The sequence below is a fragment of the Streptococcus oralis genome (genome assembly GCF_001579525.1).
GTDB lineage: Bacteria > Bacillota > Bacilli > Lactobacillales > Streptococcaceae > Streptococcus > Streptococcus oralis_M.
The window spans coordinates 1-15188 of the sequence record NZ_KQ970790.1; the positions used below are offsets into that span (position 1 = coordinate 1).

General features: G+C 41.3%; 20 protein-coding genes, 1 tRNA gene, 1 other RNA gene and 1 pseudogene. 22 read left to right on the top strand and 1 reads right to left on the bottom strand.

What is annotated here, in order from left to right:
• Positions 1 to 4 precede the first annotated feature (4 nt).
• The 14 genes and pseudogenes from SORDD25_RS05850 to SORDD25_RS05910 all read left to right on the top strand — a co-directional run bounded on the left by SORDD25_RS05850 (position 5) and on the right by SORDD25_RS05910 (position 9269).
• A tRNA-Asn gene (locus tag SORDD25_RS05850) sits at positions 5 to 78 on the top strand.
• Positions 79 to 279: 201 nt separating this feature from the next.
• On the top strand, positions 280 to 516 hold the full coding sequence (comW, locus tag SORDD25_RS09430) for a sigma(X)-activator ComW (RefSeq protein ID WP_000939508.1): 237 nt from the start codon (positions 280 to 282) through the stop codon (positions 514 to 516).
• Positions 517 to 757: 241 nt separating this feature from the next.
• Positions 758 to 2044 carry an adenylosuccinate synthase gene (locus SORDD25_RS05860; RefSeq protein ID WP_061853064.1) on the top strand — a complete coding sequence of 429 codons (1287 nt, stop codon included), beginning with the start codon at positions 758 to 760 and terminating at the stop codon, positions 2042 to 2044.
• Between the two features lie 200 nt (positions 2045 to 2244).
• Positions 2245 to 2712: a tRNA adenosine(34) deaminase TadA gene (tadA, locus tag SORDD25_RS05865; protein ID WP_001110101.1), complete on the top strand. Its 468-nt coding sequence runs from the start codon at positions 2245 to 2247 to the stop codon at positions 2710 to 2712.
• A 32-nt stretch (positions 2713 to 2744) separates the two neighbouring features.
• Positions 2745 to 2838: signal recognition particle sRNA small type (gene ffs / locus SORDD25_RS05870), an RNA gene on the top strand.
• Positions 2839 to 2897: 59 nt separating this feature from the next.
• The gene (locus tag SORDD25_RS05875) at positions 2898 to 3341 is read left to right on the top strand and encodes a dUTP diphosphatase (RefSeq protein ID WP_061852992.1); all 444 of its coding nucleotides are present in this window, start codon (positions 2898 to 2900) and stop codon (positions 3339 to 3341) included.
• A 1-nt stretch (position 3342) separates the two neighbouring features.
• Complete coding sequence (locus tag SORDD25_RS05880; protein WP_061852993.1) at positions 3343 to 3858, top strand: histidine phosphatase family protein; 516 nt, start codon at positions 3343 to 3345, stop codon at positions 3856 to 3858.
• 13 nt (positions 3859 to 3871) lie between these two features.
• Positions 3872 to 5233, top strand: coding sequence for a DNA repair protein RadA (radA, locus tag SORDD25_RS05885; protein WP_081103661.1), 1362 nt, complete (start codon positions 3872 to 3874; stop codon positions 5231 to 5233).
• Positions 5234 to 5352: 119 nt separating this feature from the next.
• The gene (locus SORDD25_RS05890; protein WP_001282891.1) at positions 5353 to 6063 is read left to right on the top strand and encodes a TIGR00266 family protein; all 711 of its coding nucleotides are present in this window, start codon (positions 5353 to 5355) and stop codon (positions 6061 to 6063) included.
• An 81-nt stretch (positions 6064 to 6144) separates the two neighbouring features.
• Positions 6145 to 6630 (top strand): GNAT family N-acetyltransferase, encoded by a 486-nt coding sequence (locus SORDD25_RS05895; protein WP_061852995.1) that lies wholly within the window; start codon positions 6145 to 6147, stop codon positions 6628 to 6630.
• Positions 6631 to 6778: 148 nt separating this feature from the next.
• Positions 6779 to 6898 (top strand): annotated as a pseudogene (locus SORDD25_RS09435) (TIGR00266 family protein); the annotation flags it as partial.
• Positions 6899 to 7034: 136 nt separating this feature from the next.
• Complete coding sequence (locus SORDD25_RS05900) at positions 7035 to 7529, top strand: beta-class carbonic anhydrase (RefSeq protein WP_061852996.1); 495 nt, start codon at positions 7035 to 7037, stop codon at positions 7527 to 7529.
• Positions 7530 to 7743: 214 nt separating this feature from the next.
• Complete coding sequence (locus SORDD25_RS05905; RefSeq protein ID WP_000010175.1) at positions 7744 to 8712, top strand: ribose-phosphate diphosphokinase; 969 nt, start codon at positions 7744 to 7746, stop codon at positions 8710 to 8712.
• Between the two features lie 119 nt (positions 8713 to 8831).
• Positions 8832 to 9269, top strand: a complete 438-nt coding sequence (locus SORDD25_RS05910) for a CoA-binding protein (RefSeq protein WP_061852997.1) — start codon at positions 8832 to 8834, stop codon at positions 9267 to 9269.
• A 28-nt stretch (positions 9270 to 9297) separates the two neighbouring features.
• Here SORDD25_RS05910 and SORDD25_RS05915 read toward each other — a convergent pair whose 3' ends face one another.
• Positions 9298 to 10308, bottom strand: coding sequence for a YeiH family protein (locus tag SORDD25_RS05915; RefSeq protein WP_061852998.1), 1011 nt, complete (start codon positions 10306 to 10308; stop codon positions 9298 to 9300).
• A gap of 151 nt (positions 10309 to 10459) precedes the next feature.
• Between SORDD25_RS05915 and SORDD25_RS05920 the strand changes: the two genes are divergently transcribed.
• The 8 genes from SORDD25_RS05920 to SORDD25_RS05955 all read left to right on the top strand — a co-directional run bounded on the left by SORDD25_RS05920 (position 10460) and on the right by SORDD25_RS05955 (position 14951).
• On the top strand, positions 10460 to 11629 hold the full coding sequence (locus SORDD25_RS05920) for a pyridoxal phosphate-dependent aminotransferase (RefSeq protein ID WP_061852999.1): 1170 nt from the start codon (positions 10460 to 10462) through the stop codon (positions 11627 to 11629).
• Positions 11626 to 12396 (top strand): DNA repair protein RecO, encoded by a 771-nt coding sequence (gene recO / locus SORDD25_RS05925; protein WP_061853000.1) that lies wholly within the window; start codon positions 11626 to 11628, stop codon positions 12394 to 12396. The genes SORDD25_RS05920 and recO overlap by 4 nt, the downstream gene beginning before the upstream one ends.
• Positions 12393 to 13385: a phosphate acyltransferase PlsX gene (gene plsX, locus SORDD25_RS05930; RefSeq protein WP_061853001.1), complete on the top strand. Its 993-nt coding sequence runs from the start codon at positions 12393 to 12395 to the stop codon at positions 13383 to 13385. Before recO ends, plsX begins: the two co-directional genes overlap by 4 nt.
• A gap of 5 nt (positions 13386 to 13390) precedes the next feature.
• Positions 13391 to 13627: an acyl carrier protein gene (locus SORDD25_RS05935; RefSeq protein ID WP_061853002.1), complete on the top strand. Its 237-nt coding sequence runs from the start codon at positions 13391 to 13393 to the stop codon at positions 13625 to 13627.
• 437 nt (positions 13628 to 14064) lie between these two features.
• Positions 14065 to 14256, top strand: a complete 192-nt coding sequence (locus SORDD25_RS05940; protein ID WP_000180821.1) for a class IIb bacteriocin, lactobin A/cerein 7B family — start codon at positions 14065 to 14067, stop codon at positions 14254 to 14256.
• A 24-nt stretch (positions 14257 to 14280) separates the two neighbouring features.
• Complete coding sequence (locus SORDD25_RS05945; protein ID WP_009729537.1) at positions 14281 to 14463, top strand: Blp family class II bacteriocin; 183 nt, start codon at positions 14281 to 14283, stop codon at positions 14461 to 14463.
• 3 nt (positions 14464 to 14466) lie between these two features.
• Positions 14467 to 14691: a hypothetical protein gene (locus SORDD25_RS09440; protein WP_061409987.1), complete on the top strand. Its 225-nt coding sequence runs from the start codon at positions 14467 to 14469 to the stop codon at positions 14689 to 14691.
• Between the two features lie 71 nt (positions 14692 to 14762).
• Entirely contained in the window at positions 14763 to 14951 is a 189-nt protein-coding gene (locus SORDD25_RS05955) for a hypothetical protein (RefSeq protein ID WP_061853003.1), read from the top strand.
• Positions 14952 to 15188: the final 237 nt, after the last annotated feature.

Below are 15188 nucleotides of genomic sequence, written 5' to 3' on the forward strand. Positions count from 1 at the left end.
TTTATCCGCCATAGCTCAGTTGGTAGTAGCGCATGACTGTTAATCATGATGTCGTAGGTTCGAGTCCTACTGGCGGAGTATAGATCGAAACGTTCAATTGAGCGTTTTTTTATTTATTAATATAGTGGACTGTTGAAATTTTAATTTTTAAATCTATAATTGCCTCTTTATTTTATTTTTAGTTAGTTTAGCTTTAAATTCTTCTTTTATAGGATTTGAAGCTTTTTTAGTTCCTTTTTTTGTTAGACTAGTGTTACTAATAAGAAAGGGAATTTTTATATGCTTCAGAAATTTTATGACCGAGCATTTGTCTTTTTGAAACTAGTTGAACAAGAATATGCCTCTTTAGGCCAGAGTTGTGCAGAGTGGGAATCACTTCATCTTCGGTTTTTACTATATTACTTAATCCGATTTAAAATTAAAAGTGATAGGGACTTTTCTCTATATCACTTTAGAACAGCTTATCGTCTATATCTAGATAAATTACTGCAAGGTGGTACAACTCTCATCCAATAGGAAGCATCTATATCATAATTACGAACGATAGTTATAGTTATATTTTAAAAAATATAGAATTAGCTTATAATCAAAGGCTTTTGTATTTAGAAATGAAAGAATTTCCAAATCTTTTCTACTGTTTCTTCTTGATAAAAAGGCGATTTTTTCTTATAATAAATTGTAAGATATAATTGTGGGTGAAATTCCTGCCATGTATGTGAGAAAGGACGAGCTCCTAGTAGCTCAGACGAATTTTATTATGACTTCAGTTGTTGTTGTAGGTACCCAATGGGGTGATGAAGGTAAAGGGAAAATTACAGATTTTCTTTCAGCTAATGCAGAGGTAATTGCTCGTTATCAAGGTGGTGATAATGCTGGTCACACGATTGTGATTGATGGTAAGAAATTTAAGTTGCACTTGATTCCATCTGGAATTTTCTTTCCTGAAAAAATCTCTGTTATTGGGAATGGGATGGTCGTGAATCCAAAATCCCTTGTGAAAGAGTTGACTTATCTTCATGAGGAAGGTGTGACAACTGATAACTTGCGTATTTCTGATCGTGCGCATGTTATTTTGCCTTATCACATTGAGTTGGATCGCTTGCAGGAAGAAGCTAAGGGTGACAATAAGATTGGTACTACAATCAAGGGAATCGGTCCAGCATATATGGACAAGGCTGCTCGTGTTGGAATTCGTATTGCGGATCTTTTGGATAAGGATATTTTCCGTGAACGTTTGGAACGCAATCTTGCGGAAAAGAATCGTCTGTTTGAAAAATTATATGATAGTATTCCTATTTCAATTGATGATATTTTTGAAGAATACTATGAGTATGGTCAACAAATCAAGCAATACGTGACAGATACATCCGTTATCTTGAATGATGCGCTTGATAATGGCAAACGTGTGCTGTTTGAAGGTGCGCAAGGTGTTATGCTAGATATTGACCAAGGTACGTATCCATTTGTTACGTCGTCAAACCCTGTCGCTGGTGGTGTGACAATTGGGTCTGGTGTTGGCCCAAGTAAGATTGACAAGGTTGTAGGTGTATGTAAAGCCTACACAAGTCGTGTAGGAGATGGACCTTTCCCAACTGAATTATTTGATGAAGTGGGAGATCGCATTCGCGAAGTAGGTCATGAATATGGTACAACAACTGGTCGTCCACGTCGTGTGGGTTGGTTTGATTCAGTTGTGATGCGCCATAGTCGCCGTGTATCTGGGATTACCAATCTTTCATTGAATTCTATCGATGTTTTGAGTGGTTTGGATACTGTGAAAATCTGTGTGGCCTATGATCTTGATGGTCAATGTATTGATTACTATCCTGCTAGTCTTGAGCAGTTGAAACGCTGCAAGCCAATCTACGAGGAATTGCCAGGTTGGTCAGAAGACATCACTGGGGTCCGTAATTTGGAAGATCTTCCTGAGAATGCGCGTAACTATGTTCGTCGTGTAAGCGAGTTGGTTGGTGTTCGTATCTCAACTTTCTCAGTAGGACCTGGTCGTGAACAAACTAATATTTTAGAAAGTGTTTGGTCATAGGAGATTTTTAAGATTAGTTTAAGACAGGTTGGGTATACTATAGACAGTTACAAGAAGACCTCCTAACTTGTTGTAACAAATATCCTAAACTTTTCTTTTTCATAATAATCTCCCTATTAAGTCACCGCATTCGGTGGCTTTTTTTGTGTTGAGAATCATGATATAATAATAAAATCGACAAGTAGGAAAAGAGAAAAACGATGAATTATACAGTTGAAGAAAAAGAAGCCTTTATGAGAGAGGCTTTGAGAGAGGCTGAGATTGCCTTAGAACACGATGAAATTCCAATTGGTTGTGTGATTGTCAAGGATGGAGAAATCATTGGTAGGGGGCATAATGCGCGCGAGGAGTTGCAACGGGCGGTCATGCATGCAGAAATCATGGCTATAGAGAATGCGAATGTGAGTGAAGAGAGTTGGCGTCTGCTGGATTGTACGCTTTTTGTGACCATTGAGCCTTGTGTTATGTGTAGTGGTGCGATTGGGCTTGCCCGTATTCCAAACGTAGTTTACGGGGCTAAAAACCAGAAATTTGGTGCAGCTGGGAGCTTGTACGACATTTTGACAGATGAGCGTCTCAATCATCGTGTAGAGGTAGAAACGGGAATTTTGGAAGATGACTGTGCAGCGATTATGCAGGACTTTTTCCGAAATCGACGGAAAAAATAATTTCTCTTTAAAAATCGAGGGGAATGTGATATAATAAATAGTGGAGCAACAGTTCTGCGTGAAGCGGGTCAGGGGAGGAATCCAGCAGCCCTAAGCGATGTGAATTGTGTGCTCTTTTTTCGTGCTTTTTTCGAATAAATAAGATAAAATAGCCTAGAATAAATGATTATAGAAAAGAGAAAAATATGAAAATTCGTGGTTTTGAATTGGTTTCGAGTTTTACAGATGAAAGTTTGCTACCTAAGCGTGAGACGGCTCATGCAGCTGGTTACGACTTAAAGGTTGCTGTGCGTACGGTTATTGCGCCAGAAGAGATTGTCTTGGTTCCGACAGGTGTTAAGGCCTATATGCAGCCGACAGAAGTGCTCTATCTCTATGACCGTTCATCAAACCCTCGCAAGAAGGGTTTGGTTTTGATTAACTCAGTTGGGGTCATTGATGGGGATTATTATGGAAATCCTGGGAATGAAGGCCATATCTTTGCTCAGATGAAAAATATTACTGATCAGGAAGTGGTTCTCGAAGTTGGAGAACGTGTAGTTCAGGCTGTCTTTGCGCCTTTCTTAATTGCAGACGGAGATGAGGCAGACGGGGTTCGGACAGGTGGATTTGGATCAACAGGGCACTAAGATGAAGATTATCTTTATACGTCATGGAGAGCCAGACTACCGTGAGTTAGAGGAGTGTTCCTACACTGGCTTTGGATTAGATTTGGCTCCTTTGTCTGAGAAAGGAAGGCGACAAGCTCAGGAACTTTGCCAAAATCCTTTGCTTGGCTCAGCTGATATACTGGTGTCTTCTGCAGTGACGCGAGCATTAGAAACGGCTTCTTATCTTACTTGTGCTACTGGCCTTCCTTTGAGAGTAGAGCCTTTATTGCATGAATGGCAGGTTTACGAAAGTGGTATAGAGAACTTTGAAAAAGCACGTACTCTGTTTTTAGAAAACAAGGGGGAGTTGCTTCCTAATAGTCCTATTCAGTATGAGACAGCTGAAGAGATGAAGGCGCGTTTTTTGGAAACTATGATAAAGTACCGAGACTATCAGACAGTGCTAGTGGTAGCTCATCGAATGCTCATGCGCCAATTTGTACCAGACGAGAAGATTGATTTTTGCCAAGTAATTGAGTGTGAGTTAGAGATATAGAAAGAGGTTTATCATCGCAAAGAAAAAAGCGACATTTGTGTGTCAAAATTGTGAATATAATTCACCTAAGTATTTAGGACGTTGTCCTAACTGTGGGTCTTGGTCTTCTTTTGTAGAAGAGGTTGAGGTTGCCGAGGTCAAGAATGCGCGTGTGTCCTTGACAGGTGAGAAAACCAAGCCCATGAAACTGGCTGAGGTGACTTCCATCAATGTCAATCGAACCAAGACGGAGATGGAGGAATTCAACCGTGTACTTGGAGGCGGAGTGGTACCAGGGAGTCTCGTCCTTATCGGTGGGGATCCAGGGATTGGGAAATCAACCCTTCTCTTACAAGTATCGACTCAGCTGTCCCAAGTAGGGACTGTTCTCTATGTCAGTGGGGAGGAGTCTGCCCAGCAGATTAAACTCCGTGCAGAGCGCTTGGGAGATATTGATAGCGAGTTTTATCTCTATGCAGAGACCAATATGCAGAGTGTTCGATCTGAGGTGGAGCGCATCCAACCAGATTTTCTCATCATCGACTCTATCCAGACGATTATGTCTCCTGAGATTTCAGGGGTGCAAGGGTCTGTGTCTCAGGTGCGTGAGGTGACCACTGAGCTTATGCAGCTGGCTAAGACCAATAACATTGCCATCTTTATCGTAGGGCATGTGACTAAGGAAGGAACTTTGGCGGGTCCGCGTATGTTGGAGCATATGGTGGATACGGTGCTCTACTTTGAAGGGGAGCGCCACCATACCTTCCGTATTTTGAGAGCAGTCAAAAACCGTTTTGGTTCTACTAATGAGATTGGCATCTTTGAGATGCAGTCGGGCGGATTGGTTGAGGTGCTCAATCCGAGTCAAGTTTTCCTAGAAGAGCGTTTGGATGGGGCTACTGGCTCGTCAATCGTTGTGACCATGGAAGGGACCCGTCCGATTTTGGCTGAGGTTCAGGCTTTGGTAACACCAACCATGTTTGGAAATGCTAAGCGCACGACGACAGGGCTTGATTTCAATCGTGCTAGTTTGATTATGGCTGTTTTGGAAAAACGTGCAGGGCTTCTCTTGCAAAATCAGGATGCCTATCTCAAATCTGCTGGCGGTGTCAAATTGGATGAGCCTGCCATTGACTTAGCCGTTGCAGTGGCTATTGCCTCTAGTTACAAGGACAAGCCTACCAATCCTCAGGAATGTTTTGTGGGTGAATTGGGCTTGACTGGAGAAATTCGACGCGTGAATCGTATCGAACAACGCATCAATGAAGCTGCGAAGCTTGGGTTTACCAAAGTCTACGCTCCTAAAAATTCTCTGAACGGCCTCAAAGTTCCAGATAATATTCAAATCATTGGTGTGACAACGATTGGGGAAGTCTTAAAGAGGGTGTTTTCATAAGAGATTTGCTTTAGATTTGAAGAAAAAACTTACCAGTGCTATAATCGTGATAGATAGGCTAAGTGGCCAAGAGAGACAATAAACTAGCCTCCTCAAAAAGACATAAAAGGAGAAATCTGATGTCAGATAATCGCATGAATTTTACTATTGAAAACAATAGCCAATTTCCTTTTGTAGAAATTGTACTAGATAAAGGAGAAAAAGCTTATATTCAGCGCGGAAGTATGGTCTACCATTCTTCTAGTGTCAAATTAAGAACCAAACTGAATGCAAAAGGATCTGGTCTTGGTAAATTAGTTAAAGCAGTTGGGCGTTCGATGGTATCTGGTGAAAGCACCTTTATTACGGAAGCTTTATCTGATGCAGATGGTGGCCTCTTAGCTCTAGCTCCTAATGTTCCGGGTCAGGTAATGCCCTTGTATTTAGGGGAACATCAATATCGATTGAACGATGGAGCTTTCCTTGCTTTGGATGGTTCAGCTTTTTATACTATGGAACGCCAGTCTATTGGCCGTGCCTTGTTTGGCGGTCAAGGAGGTTTCTTTGTCATGACCACTCAAGGAGAAGGAACACTCTTAGTCAATGCCTTTGGAGCTATCAAGAAAATTGAACTGAAAGACCAAGAAATGACGATTGATAATGCTCATGTTGTTGCCTGGAGCAAAGACTTGCACTATGACATTCACTTGGAAAGTGGTTTTTTACAATCTGTCGGTACAGAAGAAGGTGTTGTTAATACTTTCCGAGGTACAGGAGAAATCTATGTTCAAAGTCTAAATGTTGAAACTTTCGCTAAAATTTTGGGTGGATATATTCCTACAAAAGAGTAGGCTTGACTATTCCTGGGCACCATCGGATGCGAACTCGTTCGTGGCATTTTTTGCAAATTAAAGAGACGTTAGGAGAAAAAAGTGACAATTACTATAAAACCTTATCGGAAATCGGATAAAAAGGCTGTTTTAGAATTGTCAATACAGGCTTGGTCTCCGGTTTTTCCAAAAATGGAAAAAGGAGTTCCTAAGTTTGTTTATGACAATTTTTATCCTCAAGGGTGGGAAACAAGACAAATTAATGATTTAACAGCGGTCTTAGATGAAGAGGGTCAGTTTGCCTGGCTAGCTTTTCTGGAGGAAGAGTTGGTCGGCTGGATTCACATTCGCTTGCACCCTGAGGATAAAATGGGAGAGATTTATATACTAGCTGTTTCTCCAAGCTATCAGCGCCAAGGTGTCGGAAAAGCGCTCATGACCTATGCTTGTAATCGGATTAAACAAAAAGGGATGGAAATGGTCATGGTTGAGACGGGTGGTGATCCAGGTCATGCACCAGCCCGTAAAACCTATGAGAACTTTGGTTTTGAACAATGGCCTGTTGCTCGCTACTTTAAAAAGTTATAACTAATAGCTCTTTATCAACTATAGTGGGTGATAAAAGCTAGCATATAGAGCCGTTTATATGGGTTCTCTCTTTTTTTGAAATTGGGGAAGTTCTAAGTTCAAAACTTGGTCGTTTGACGTCCTTCATAGAACCATTAGTTGCTTCCAGCTTGGCATCAGTGAGGGTGTTGTTAATACCTTCCGAGGTACAGGAGAAATCTATGTCCAAAGTTTAAATGTTGAAACTTTTGCTAAAATTTTGGGTGGATATATTCCTACAAAAGAGTAGGGTTGATCATCCTGAGCATACAAATTTTTCATGAGTAAGAAGCTTTATCTCTGACAAATCTTGAAAAAGCTGGTAAGATAAGATTAACTTATTTGATAATCAAATAAATTTTTTCATAGATGAAGCAGAGGTGAATATGTCTTACTTTAAAAATTTTATGAAGGCCAACAGAGCATATATCGACTTGCATGGAACAGCTCATTTACCAATAAAGCCCAAAACAAAGGTTGCTATTGTGACCTGCATGGACTCACGGCTACACGTCGCGCAAGCTTTAGGTTTAGCACTTGGGGATGCCCATATCTTGCGGAATGCTGGCGGTAGAGTAACAGAGGACATGATTCGTTCGCTGGTGATCTCCCAGCAACAAATGGGTACACGTGAAATTGTGGTGCTTCACCATACAGACTGTGGAGCTCAAACCTTTCAAAATGAGTCTTTTCAAGAGCATTTGAAGCATGAGCTCGGGGTTGATGTTTCTGGTCAAGATTTTTTACCATTCCAAGATGTTGAAGAGAGTGTGAGAGAGGATATGCAGTTTCTTCGAGAATCTCCACTGATTCCTGATGATGTGGCTATTTCAGGTGCGGTTTACGATGTGGATACAGGGAGTATGAGAGAAGTATACTAACTTCATCTCGCAGAATTCTAATCCTAGCATAAGATCGCTACTTCAAATGTAGCGATTTTAATTTTAATATAGCTAATATAAAATAGTAAAAAACAAGGGTATAAATGTTTACTCTTGTTTTATTTTTGATTGAAAAATAAAGGAAAAAGCGCTACAATGGTAGATGGAAAATGTTGTGTAAAAAACAAGTGATACATAAATACCGGAGGAAATCATGTCTTTTTCTGATTTAAAGCTGTTTGCCCTTTCTTCAAATAGAGAATTGGCAGAGCGTGTGGCGCAAGAGATTGGGATAGAGTTGGGGAAATCGACTGTTCGCCAATTTTCAGATGGGGAGATTCAGGTCAACATCGAAGAATCAATCCGTGGAAAACACGTCTTTATCCTACAATCAACGAGCTCACCTGTAAATGACAATCTGCTCGAAATTTTGATTATGGTAGATGCCTTGAAGCGGGCTAGTGCAGAATCTGTCAATGTTGTTATGCCTTACTATGGCTATGCACGTCAGGATAGAAAAGCGCGCGCGCGTGAGCCAATCACTGCAAAACTCGTTGCAAACATGCTAGAAGTTGCTGGGGTAGATCGTTTGTTGACGATTGATTTGCACGCTGCACAGATTCAGGGATTCTTTGATATTCCCGTAGATCACTTGATGGGTGCTCCATTGATTGCGGACTATTTTGAACGTCGCGGCATGGTTGGCTCTGACTACGTGGTTGTCAGCCCAGACCATGGTGGGGTGACTCGTGCTCGTAAATTGGCAGAGTTTTTGAAAACTCCTATTGCGATTATTGACAAACGCCGTAGTGTAGACAAGATGAATACCAGTGAAGTGATGAATATCATTGGTAAGGTAGAAGGTAAGACTTGTATCTTGATTGACGATATGATCGATACAGCTGGAACTATTTGTCATGCGGCAGATGCTCTTGCTGAAGCAGGTGCTGTTGAAGTTTATGCAAGCTGTACGCACCCAGTTCTTTCTGGGCCAGCTATGGACAATATCCAAAAATCAGCTATTAAGAAATTGGTTGTTTTGGATACTATCTACCTACCAGAAGAGCGTTTGATTGATAAGATTGAACAAATTTCGATTGCTCATCTTCTGGGCGATGCTATTATCCGTATCCACGAAAAACGTCCTCTTTCTCCATTATTTAGTATCGAGAAAAAAATCTAAACTTTCACTTGAATAAACGAATTTCCTAGCAAGCTTTTTCTCTTGCTAGGAATTTTTTTGTAGTCAAAATCTGCAAGCCTTTTCAAAATATGCTATACTAAGAAAAAAGGAGGATTTCTATGAGTCAAGCATTTATCAATCCAAGTGATGGTGTGATTCGTCAGTATCTTACAACCAGTAAAACGTTAGCGGTAGTGGGTTTGTCCGATCGTGAGGAAACAACTAGTAATCGAGTGACCAAGGAAATGCAAGCTCGGGGCTATAAAATCATTCCAGTTAATCCCAAGGCTGCAGGTGGGGAAATCTTGGGAGAAAAGGCTTATGCCAGTCTAGCTGAGATTCCTTTTCCTGTGGATATTGTCAATATATACCGACGGAGCGAGTTTTTACCAGATGTGGCCCGTGATTTTCTCAAGGCTGATGCCAAGATTTTTTGGGCACAACTGGGACTTGAAAGCCTAGAAGCAGAAGAAATCTTGCGTGCTAGAGGATGCGATGACATCGTGATGAATCGCTGTATTAAGAGAGAACATACTCGTTTAATTCTTGAGCAATAAAAAGGTAGCCAGTAGGCTACCTTTTGTGTTAGAAAATACCAATCAATGCCTGCATGCTTAGGCTGGTAAGGATGATAGCAATCCAGCAAAGGCCTCCAAGAAGAATGGATTTCCCGCTGGATTTGACCATGGCAATCAGATTGGTTTTGAGACCGATAGCACTCATGGCCATGATAATGAAGAATTTAGAGAGTTGTTTGAGAGGGGTGAAGAAGCTACTAGACACACCGAGAGAGGTGAGAAGAGTCGTTAAGAGAGAAGCCAGGATAAAGTAAAGGATAAAAAGTGGGAAGACTTTCTTTAGTTGGAAATCTTGGCTGTTTTTTTGTTGGCGGCTTTGCCAGTAGGAGAGAAAGAGCGTAATAGGAATGATTGCTAAGGTGCGCGTGAGTTTCACAATGGTTGCAGACTCAAGGGTATTAGTCTGATAAAGACTGTCCCAGGAGCTGGCGGTAGCCGTTACAGAGGAAGTGTCATTGACCGCAGTTCCTGCAAAGAGAGCGAAGCCTTCATTTGATAAGTGAAGCCAGGTTCCCAGAGTTGGAAAGATGAGCGCAGCCAAGACATTGAAGAAAAAGATAACGGAAATGGCTTGGGCAACTTCTTTTTCCTTGGCGTGGATAACGGGCGCTGTCGCAGCAATGGCAGAGCCACCGCAGATAGAAGAACCCACTCCAATCAAGGTAGCCAGTTTTGTGTCTAGCGCAAAGAAACGCTGGAAGAGGTAGGCAACGATTAAGGAAATCGAAATGGTGGAAAGGATGACAGGGAGCGAAGATTGCCCAACCGCGAAGACTTGCGAGATATTGAGACCAAAACCAAGCAAAATAACGGCATATTGGAGCAATTTCTTAGAACTAAAGGCTAATCCAGCATCCAATTGTTTGTAGGAAGAGAGAAAAGGATGGAGGAGCATCCCCACAAAAATCGCAAAGACAGGTGCCCCCACGACAGGAAAGAAACCTCCCAGGAACCAAGATACGATAGAAATGAGAAGGCAGGCCAAGATTCCTGCCCCATTTTTTGATAAAAATGACATATAAACCTCCGAAAATAAGCACTTATTATTATAGTCCTGTCGAGAAGAAAAGTAAAACAGAAAGTGAAAAGTGCGGGTTTCAGATGGATTTTGCGGTCAGGGAGCTTTTGTAGTATAATAGTACTATGTTCTGTAAGCAAGGGGGATATCTATGGACTTAACCAAGCGCTTTAATAAACAGTTAGACAAGATTCAAGTTTCCTTGATTCGCCAGTTTGACCAGGCTATTTCGGAGATTCCTGGGGTCTTGCGTTTGACCTTGGGGGAACCTGATTTTACAACGCCAGATCATGTCAAGGAGGCAGCCAAGCGAGCCATTGACCAGAACCAATCCTACTATACAGGGATGAGCGGTTTGCTGACCTTGCGCCAGGCTGCTAGCGACTTTGTAAAAGAAAAATATCAGTTGGACTACAATCCTGAAAATGAAATTTTAGTTACAATTGGGGCGACAGAGGCTTTATCTGCTACTTTGACGGCTATTTTGGAAGAGGGAGACAAGGTGCTCTTGCCAGCTCCTGCTTATCCAGGTTATGAACCGATTGTCAATCTGGTTGGGGCAGAGCTTGTCGAGATTGATACAACTGAAAATGGTTTTGTCTTGACTCCTGAGATGTTGGAAAAGGCCATTTTGGAGCAAGGAGACAAGCTCAAAGCAGTTATTCTCAACTATCCAGCCAATCCGACAGGAATTACCTATAGTCGGGAGCAGTTGGAAGCCTTGGCAGACGTTTTACGCAAGTATGAGATTTTTGTGATCTGTGATGAGGTCTACTCAGAATTAACCTATACAGGGGAAGCTCATGTGTCTCTGGGAACTATGCTGAGAGACCAGGCTATTATTATTAATGGCTTGTCTAAATCGCATGCTATGACAGGTTGGCGTTTAGGCTTTATCTTTGCTCCTGCAGCTTTCACAGCTCAGTTAATCAAGAGTCACCAATATTTGGTTACTGCCGCAAACACTATGGCTCAACATGCTGCGGTGGAAGCTTTGACCGCTGGTAAAAACGACGCAGAGCCTATGAAGAAGGAATACATTCAGCGTCGAGATTATATCATTGAGAAGATGACTGCTCTTGGTTTTGAGATCATCAAACCAGACGGTGCCTTCTATATCTTTGCTAAGATTCCAGCAGGTTACAATCAAGACTCCTTTGCTTTTCTGAAGGATTTTGCCTATAAGAAGGCCGTTGCCTTTATCCCTGGTGCCGCCTTTGGACGTTACGGAGAAGGCTATGTGCGTCTGTCTTATGCAGCCAGCATGGAAACGATCAGAGAGGCCATGAAACGACTTGAGGAGTACATGAGAGAAGCATGATTCAGTCTATCACGAGTCAAGGCTTGGTGCTCTACAATCGTAACTTTCGTGAGGATGACAAGCTAGTCAAGATCTTTACCGAGCAGGCGGGCAAGCGCATGTTTTTTGTCAAGCACGCTGGTCAGTCCAAACTAGCTCCGGTTATTCAGCCCTTGGTGTTGGCACGGTTTCTCTTACGAATCAATGATGACGGCCTTAGCTACATCGAGGACTACCATGAGGTGATGACCTTTCCCAAGATTAATAGTGATCTCTTTGTCATGGCCTATGCTACCTATGTGGCAGCCCTTGCAGATGCTAGTTTGCAGGATAATCAGCAGGATGCTCCCTTATTTGCTTTTTTGAAGAAGACTCTGGAGTTGATGGAAGCAGGCATAGATTATCAGGTCTTAACCAATATTTTTGAAATTCAAATCTTGACTCGATTTGGAATCAGCCTTAATTTTAATGAGTGTGTCTTTTGCCATCGGGTGGGTCAGGCCTTTGACTTTTCTTTTAAATATGGAGCCTGCCTTTGCCCAGAGCATTATCATGAAGATGAGAGACGTTGTCATCTAAATCCCAATATCCCTTATCTGCTCAATCAATTTCAAGCCATTGATTTTGAGACCTTGGAGACCATTTCGCTTAAGGCCGAAATCAAGCAAGAGCTACGCCAATTTATGGATCAACTCTATGAAGAGTACGTTGGGATTCACCTAAAATCAAAGAAATTTATTGATTCCCTAGCAGACTGGGGACAATTACTAAAAGAGGAAGACAAATGAAAAAAATCGCAGTAGATGCTATGGGGGGCGATTACGCACCTCAAGCCATCGTTGAGGGGGTCAATCAAGCCCTAGCTGACTTTTCAGATATTGAGATTCAACTTTACGGAGATGAAGCTAAAATCAAACAATATCTAACAGCTACAGAGCGCGTTAGCATCATCCATACAGATGAGAAAATTGACTCAGACGATGAGCCGACAAAAGCTATCCGTAAGAAGAAAAATGCCAGCATGATATTGGCGGCTAAGGCAGTCAAAGAGGGAGAGGCAGATGCTGTTCTTTCCGCAGGAAACACAGGTGCCTTGTTGGCAGCAGGATTCTTCATCGTGGGTCGTATCAAGAATATCGACCGACCTGGACTTATGTCAACATTGCCAACTATAGATGGAAAAGGCTTTGATATGCTTGACCTTGGAGCCAATGCGGAAAATACAGCCCATCATCTGCACCAATACGCTGTTTTGGGTTCTTTCTATGCGAAAAATGTGCGTGGGATTTCGAAACCACGTGTTGGTTTGCTCAACAATGGAACAGAAAGCAGCAAGGGAGATCCGCTTCGTAAGGAAACATACGACTTGCTAGTAGCTGATGAAAGTTTGAACTTTGTCGGAAACGTGGAAGCGCGTGATCTGATGAATGGCGTTGCGGATGTTGTCGTAACAGATGGTTTCACGGGAAACGCTGTTCTCAAATCCATTGAAGGTACAGCTTTGGGAATCATGGGCTTACTTAAAAATGCTATTACGGGTGGTGGCCTTCGAGCGAAGCTAGGTGCTCTCCTTCTCAAGGATAGTCTTAAGGGGTTGAAGACACAGCTCAACTATTCAGATGTTGGAGGGGCAGTCTTGTTTGGTGTCAAGGCGCCAGTTGTAAAAACTCATGGCTCAAGTGATGCCAAGGCTGTGCACAGTACGATTCGTCAGATTCGTACCATGCTAGAAACAGACGTAGTTGCTCAGACTGCGCGTGAATTTTCAGGAGAATAAAAAAGATGACAGAAAAAGAAATTTTTGACCGTATTGTAACCATTATCCAAGAGCGACAGGGAGCAGACTTTGCCGTAACAGAGGCTTTGAGTTTGAAAGATGATCTAGATGCGGACTCAGTGGACTTGATGGAGTTTGTCTTGACACTAGAAGATGAATTTGGTATCGAAATCACTGATGAGGAAATCGATCAACTTCAAAGTGTAGCGGATGTAGTAGCGATTATTAAAAATAAAAAATAGCCAAAAGCAACATGCAAGTCATGTTGTTTTTTTGTTTGCGGAAAAAAGAGAAACTTTTAGTAGAAATTGCGAATAAAGATATGAGAAAGAAAAAGGAGGAACGTTTATGTATGTTACCGGTTTTTATCCATGGTTCATTAAGTGGTTTTTTAAATAAAAATGAATGAATTGTTCATTTTCGAATTGTTTTTCGAATAGATAGGTAAGAAGAAAAGGAAGGAGACTACGCGATGTATTTACCAATCTTATTGCCATGGTTTATCAAATGGTATTTAAAATAAATGAAATTTACCTGTTCATTTTAAATCACTTCTCGAATAGATAAGTGAGAAGAACAGGAAGGAAAAAGATTTCAGTAATTTACCCAATCTGGTTTTTAAAATGGTTTAAAGCCTAGAGACCATAAACTAAAAAAATAAAAATAAAGGAGAAAAAAGATGACAAACTTTGACAAAATGGAACAGAACTTTGTAGCTCTTACAGAAGAAGAGTTGATGGATGTGGATGGGGGATTGATTATTACAGCAGCTGGAATTATTTTAGCAGGAAAAGTAGCAGGTGCTGTGGTTACAATTGGAGGAGCTCTTTATGGAGCAGGATATGCTATTGGAAAAGCATTGCGACCTTAATATGACTAGAAAGGAGGCTTAGCAATGAAACAATTTCAAGAATTATCTTTTCAAGAACTTGAAGAGGTTCAAGGCGGTGTTATTACATTAACGATAGGTACGGTAGTGCTTGTAGGCTGGAAAGCAGTAGCAGCTTATGGAGCAGCGGCTACTGTAGCAGGAGGTACACTTGGATTGGGAGTCTATAATGGCTATAGAGGGCGTTAGATTATGAACAATCGGAACCTTAATCTCAATACACTCTTACCTAAGCTAGCCACTATAATTCCTTTGTTGGCAATCGGCCTGCATCTCGCGCTTCATCTGATTCGTACAGGTTCATTAGTATCCTTTGATTGGCAATGGACTGTAGTTGGTTTGCTTGCTTCGGGTTATTTTGGTATTTTTTGCAAAGATTTGGCAAAAGATAATCAAAACTATAAAAGATCAATCTGAATGAAAAGGATTTTGTGCATGTAAATGGCGGAGTTTCTCCGCATTTCTTATCAGGTAAATAGGAGTCTGCTATGAAAAAAATCTTATTAGGATTTGCTGAGGGGTATTTTGTCGTATCGATCATTCTTTATATCGCAACGTATATGATTATGAAAAATCCGATCAATACCCTGTTTTATCCAGAAACCTATCCGATTCTACTTGGTCTGTTTTATGTAGGATACAAGTACAAAACAAAAGAAAGTAAGATAGGAAATTGATGGACCATCAGATTGGAGTTTGGGATGAAAGTCGTTCAGTTACTACAAAAAGCTTGGCTAGAGTTTATTGTATTGTTTAGCTCAATGGCCTTATCTAATGATTAGAATTGTGGCTGATGTAAACAAAATAAATTTACCTACATGGTTTGAATGTTTTGATATACCTACGATTTCATTATTTTTGATGACCGTTATCTCACTTTATAGAAGTGAAGAGAATATCATTTCAGAATAGTT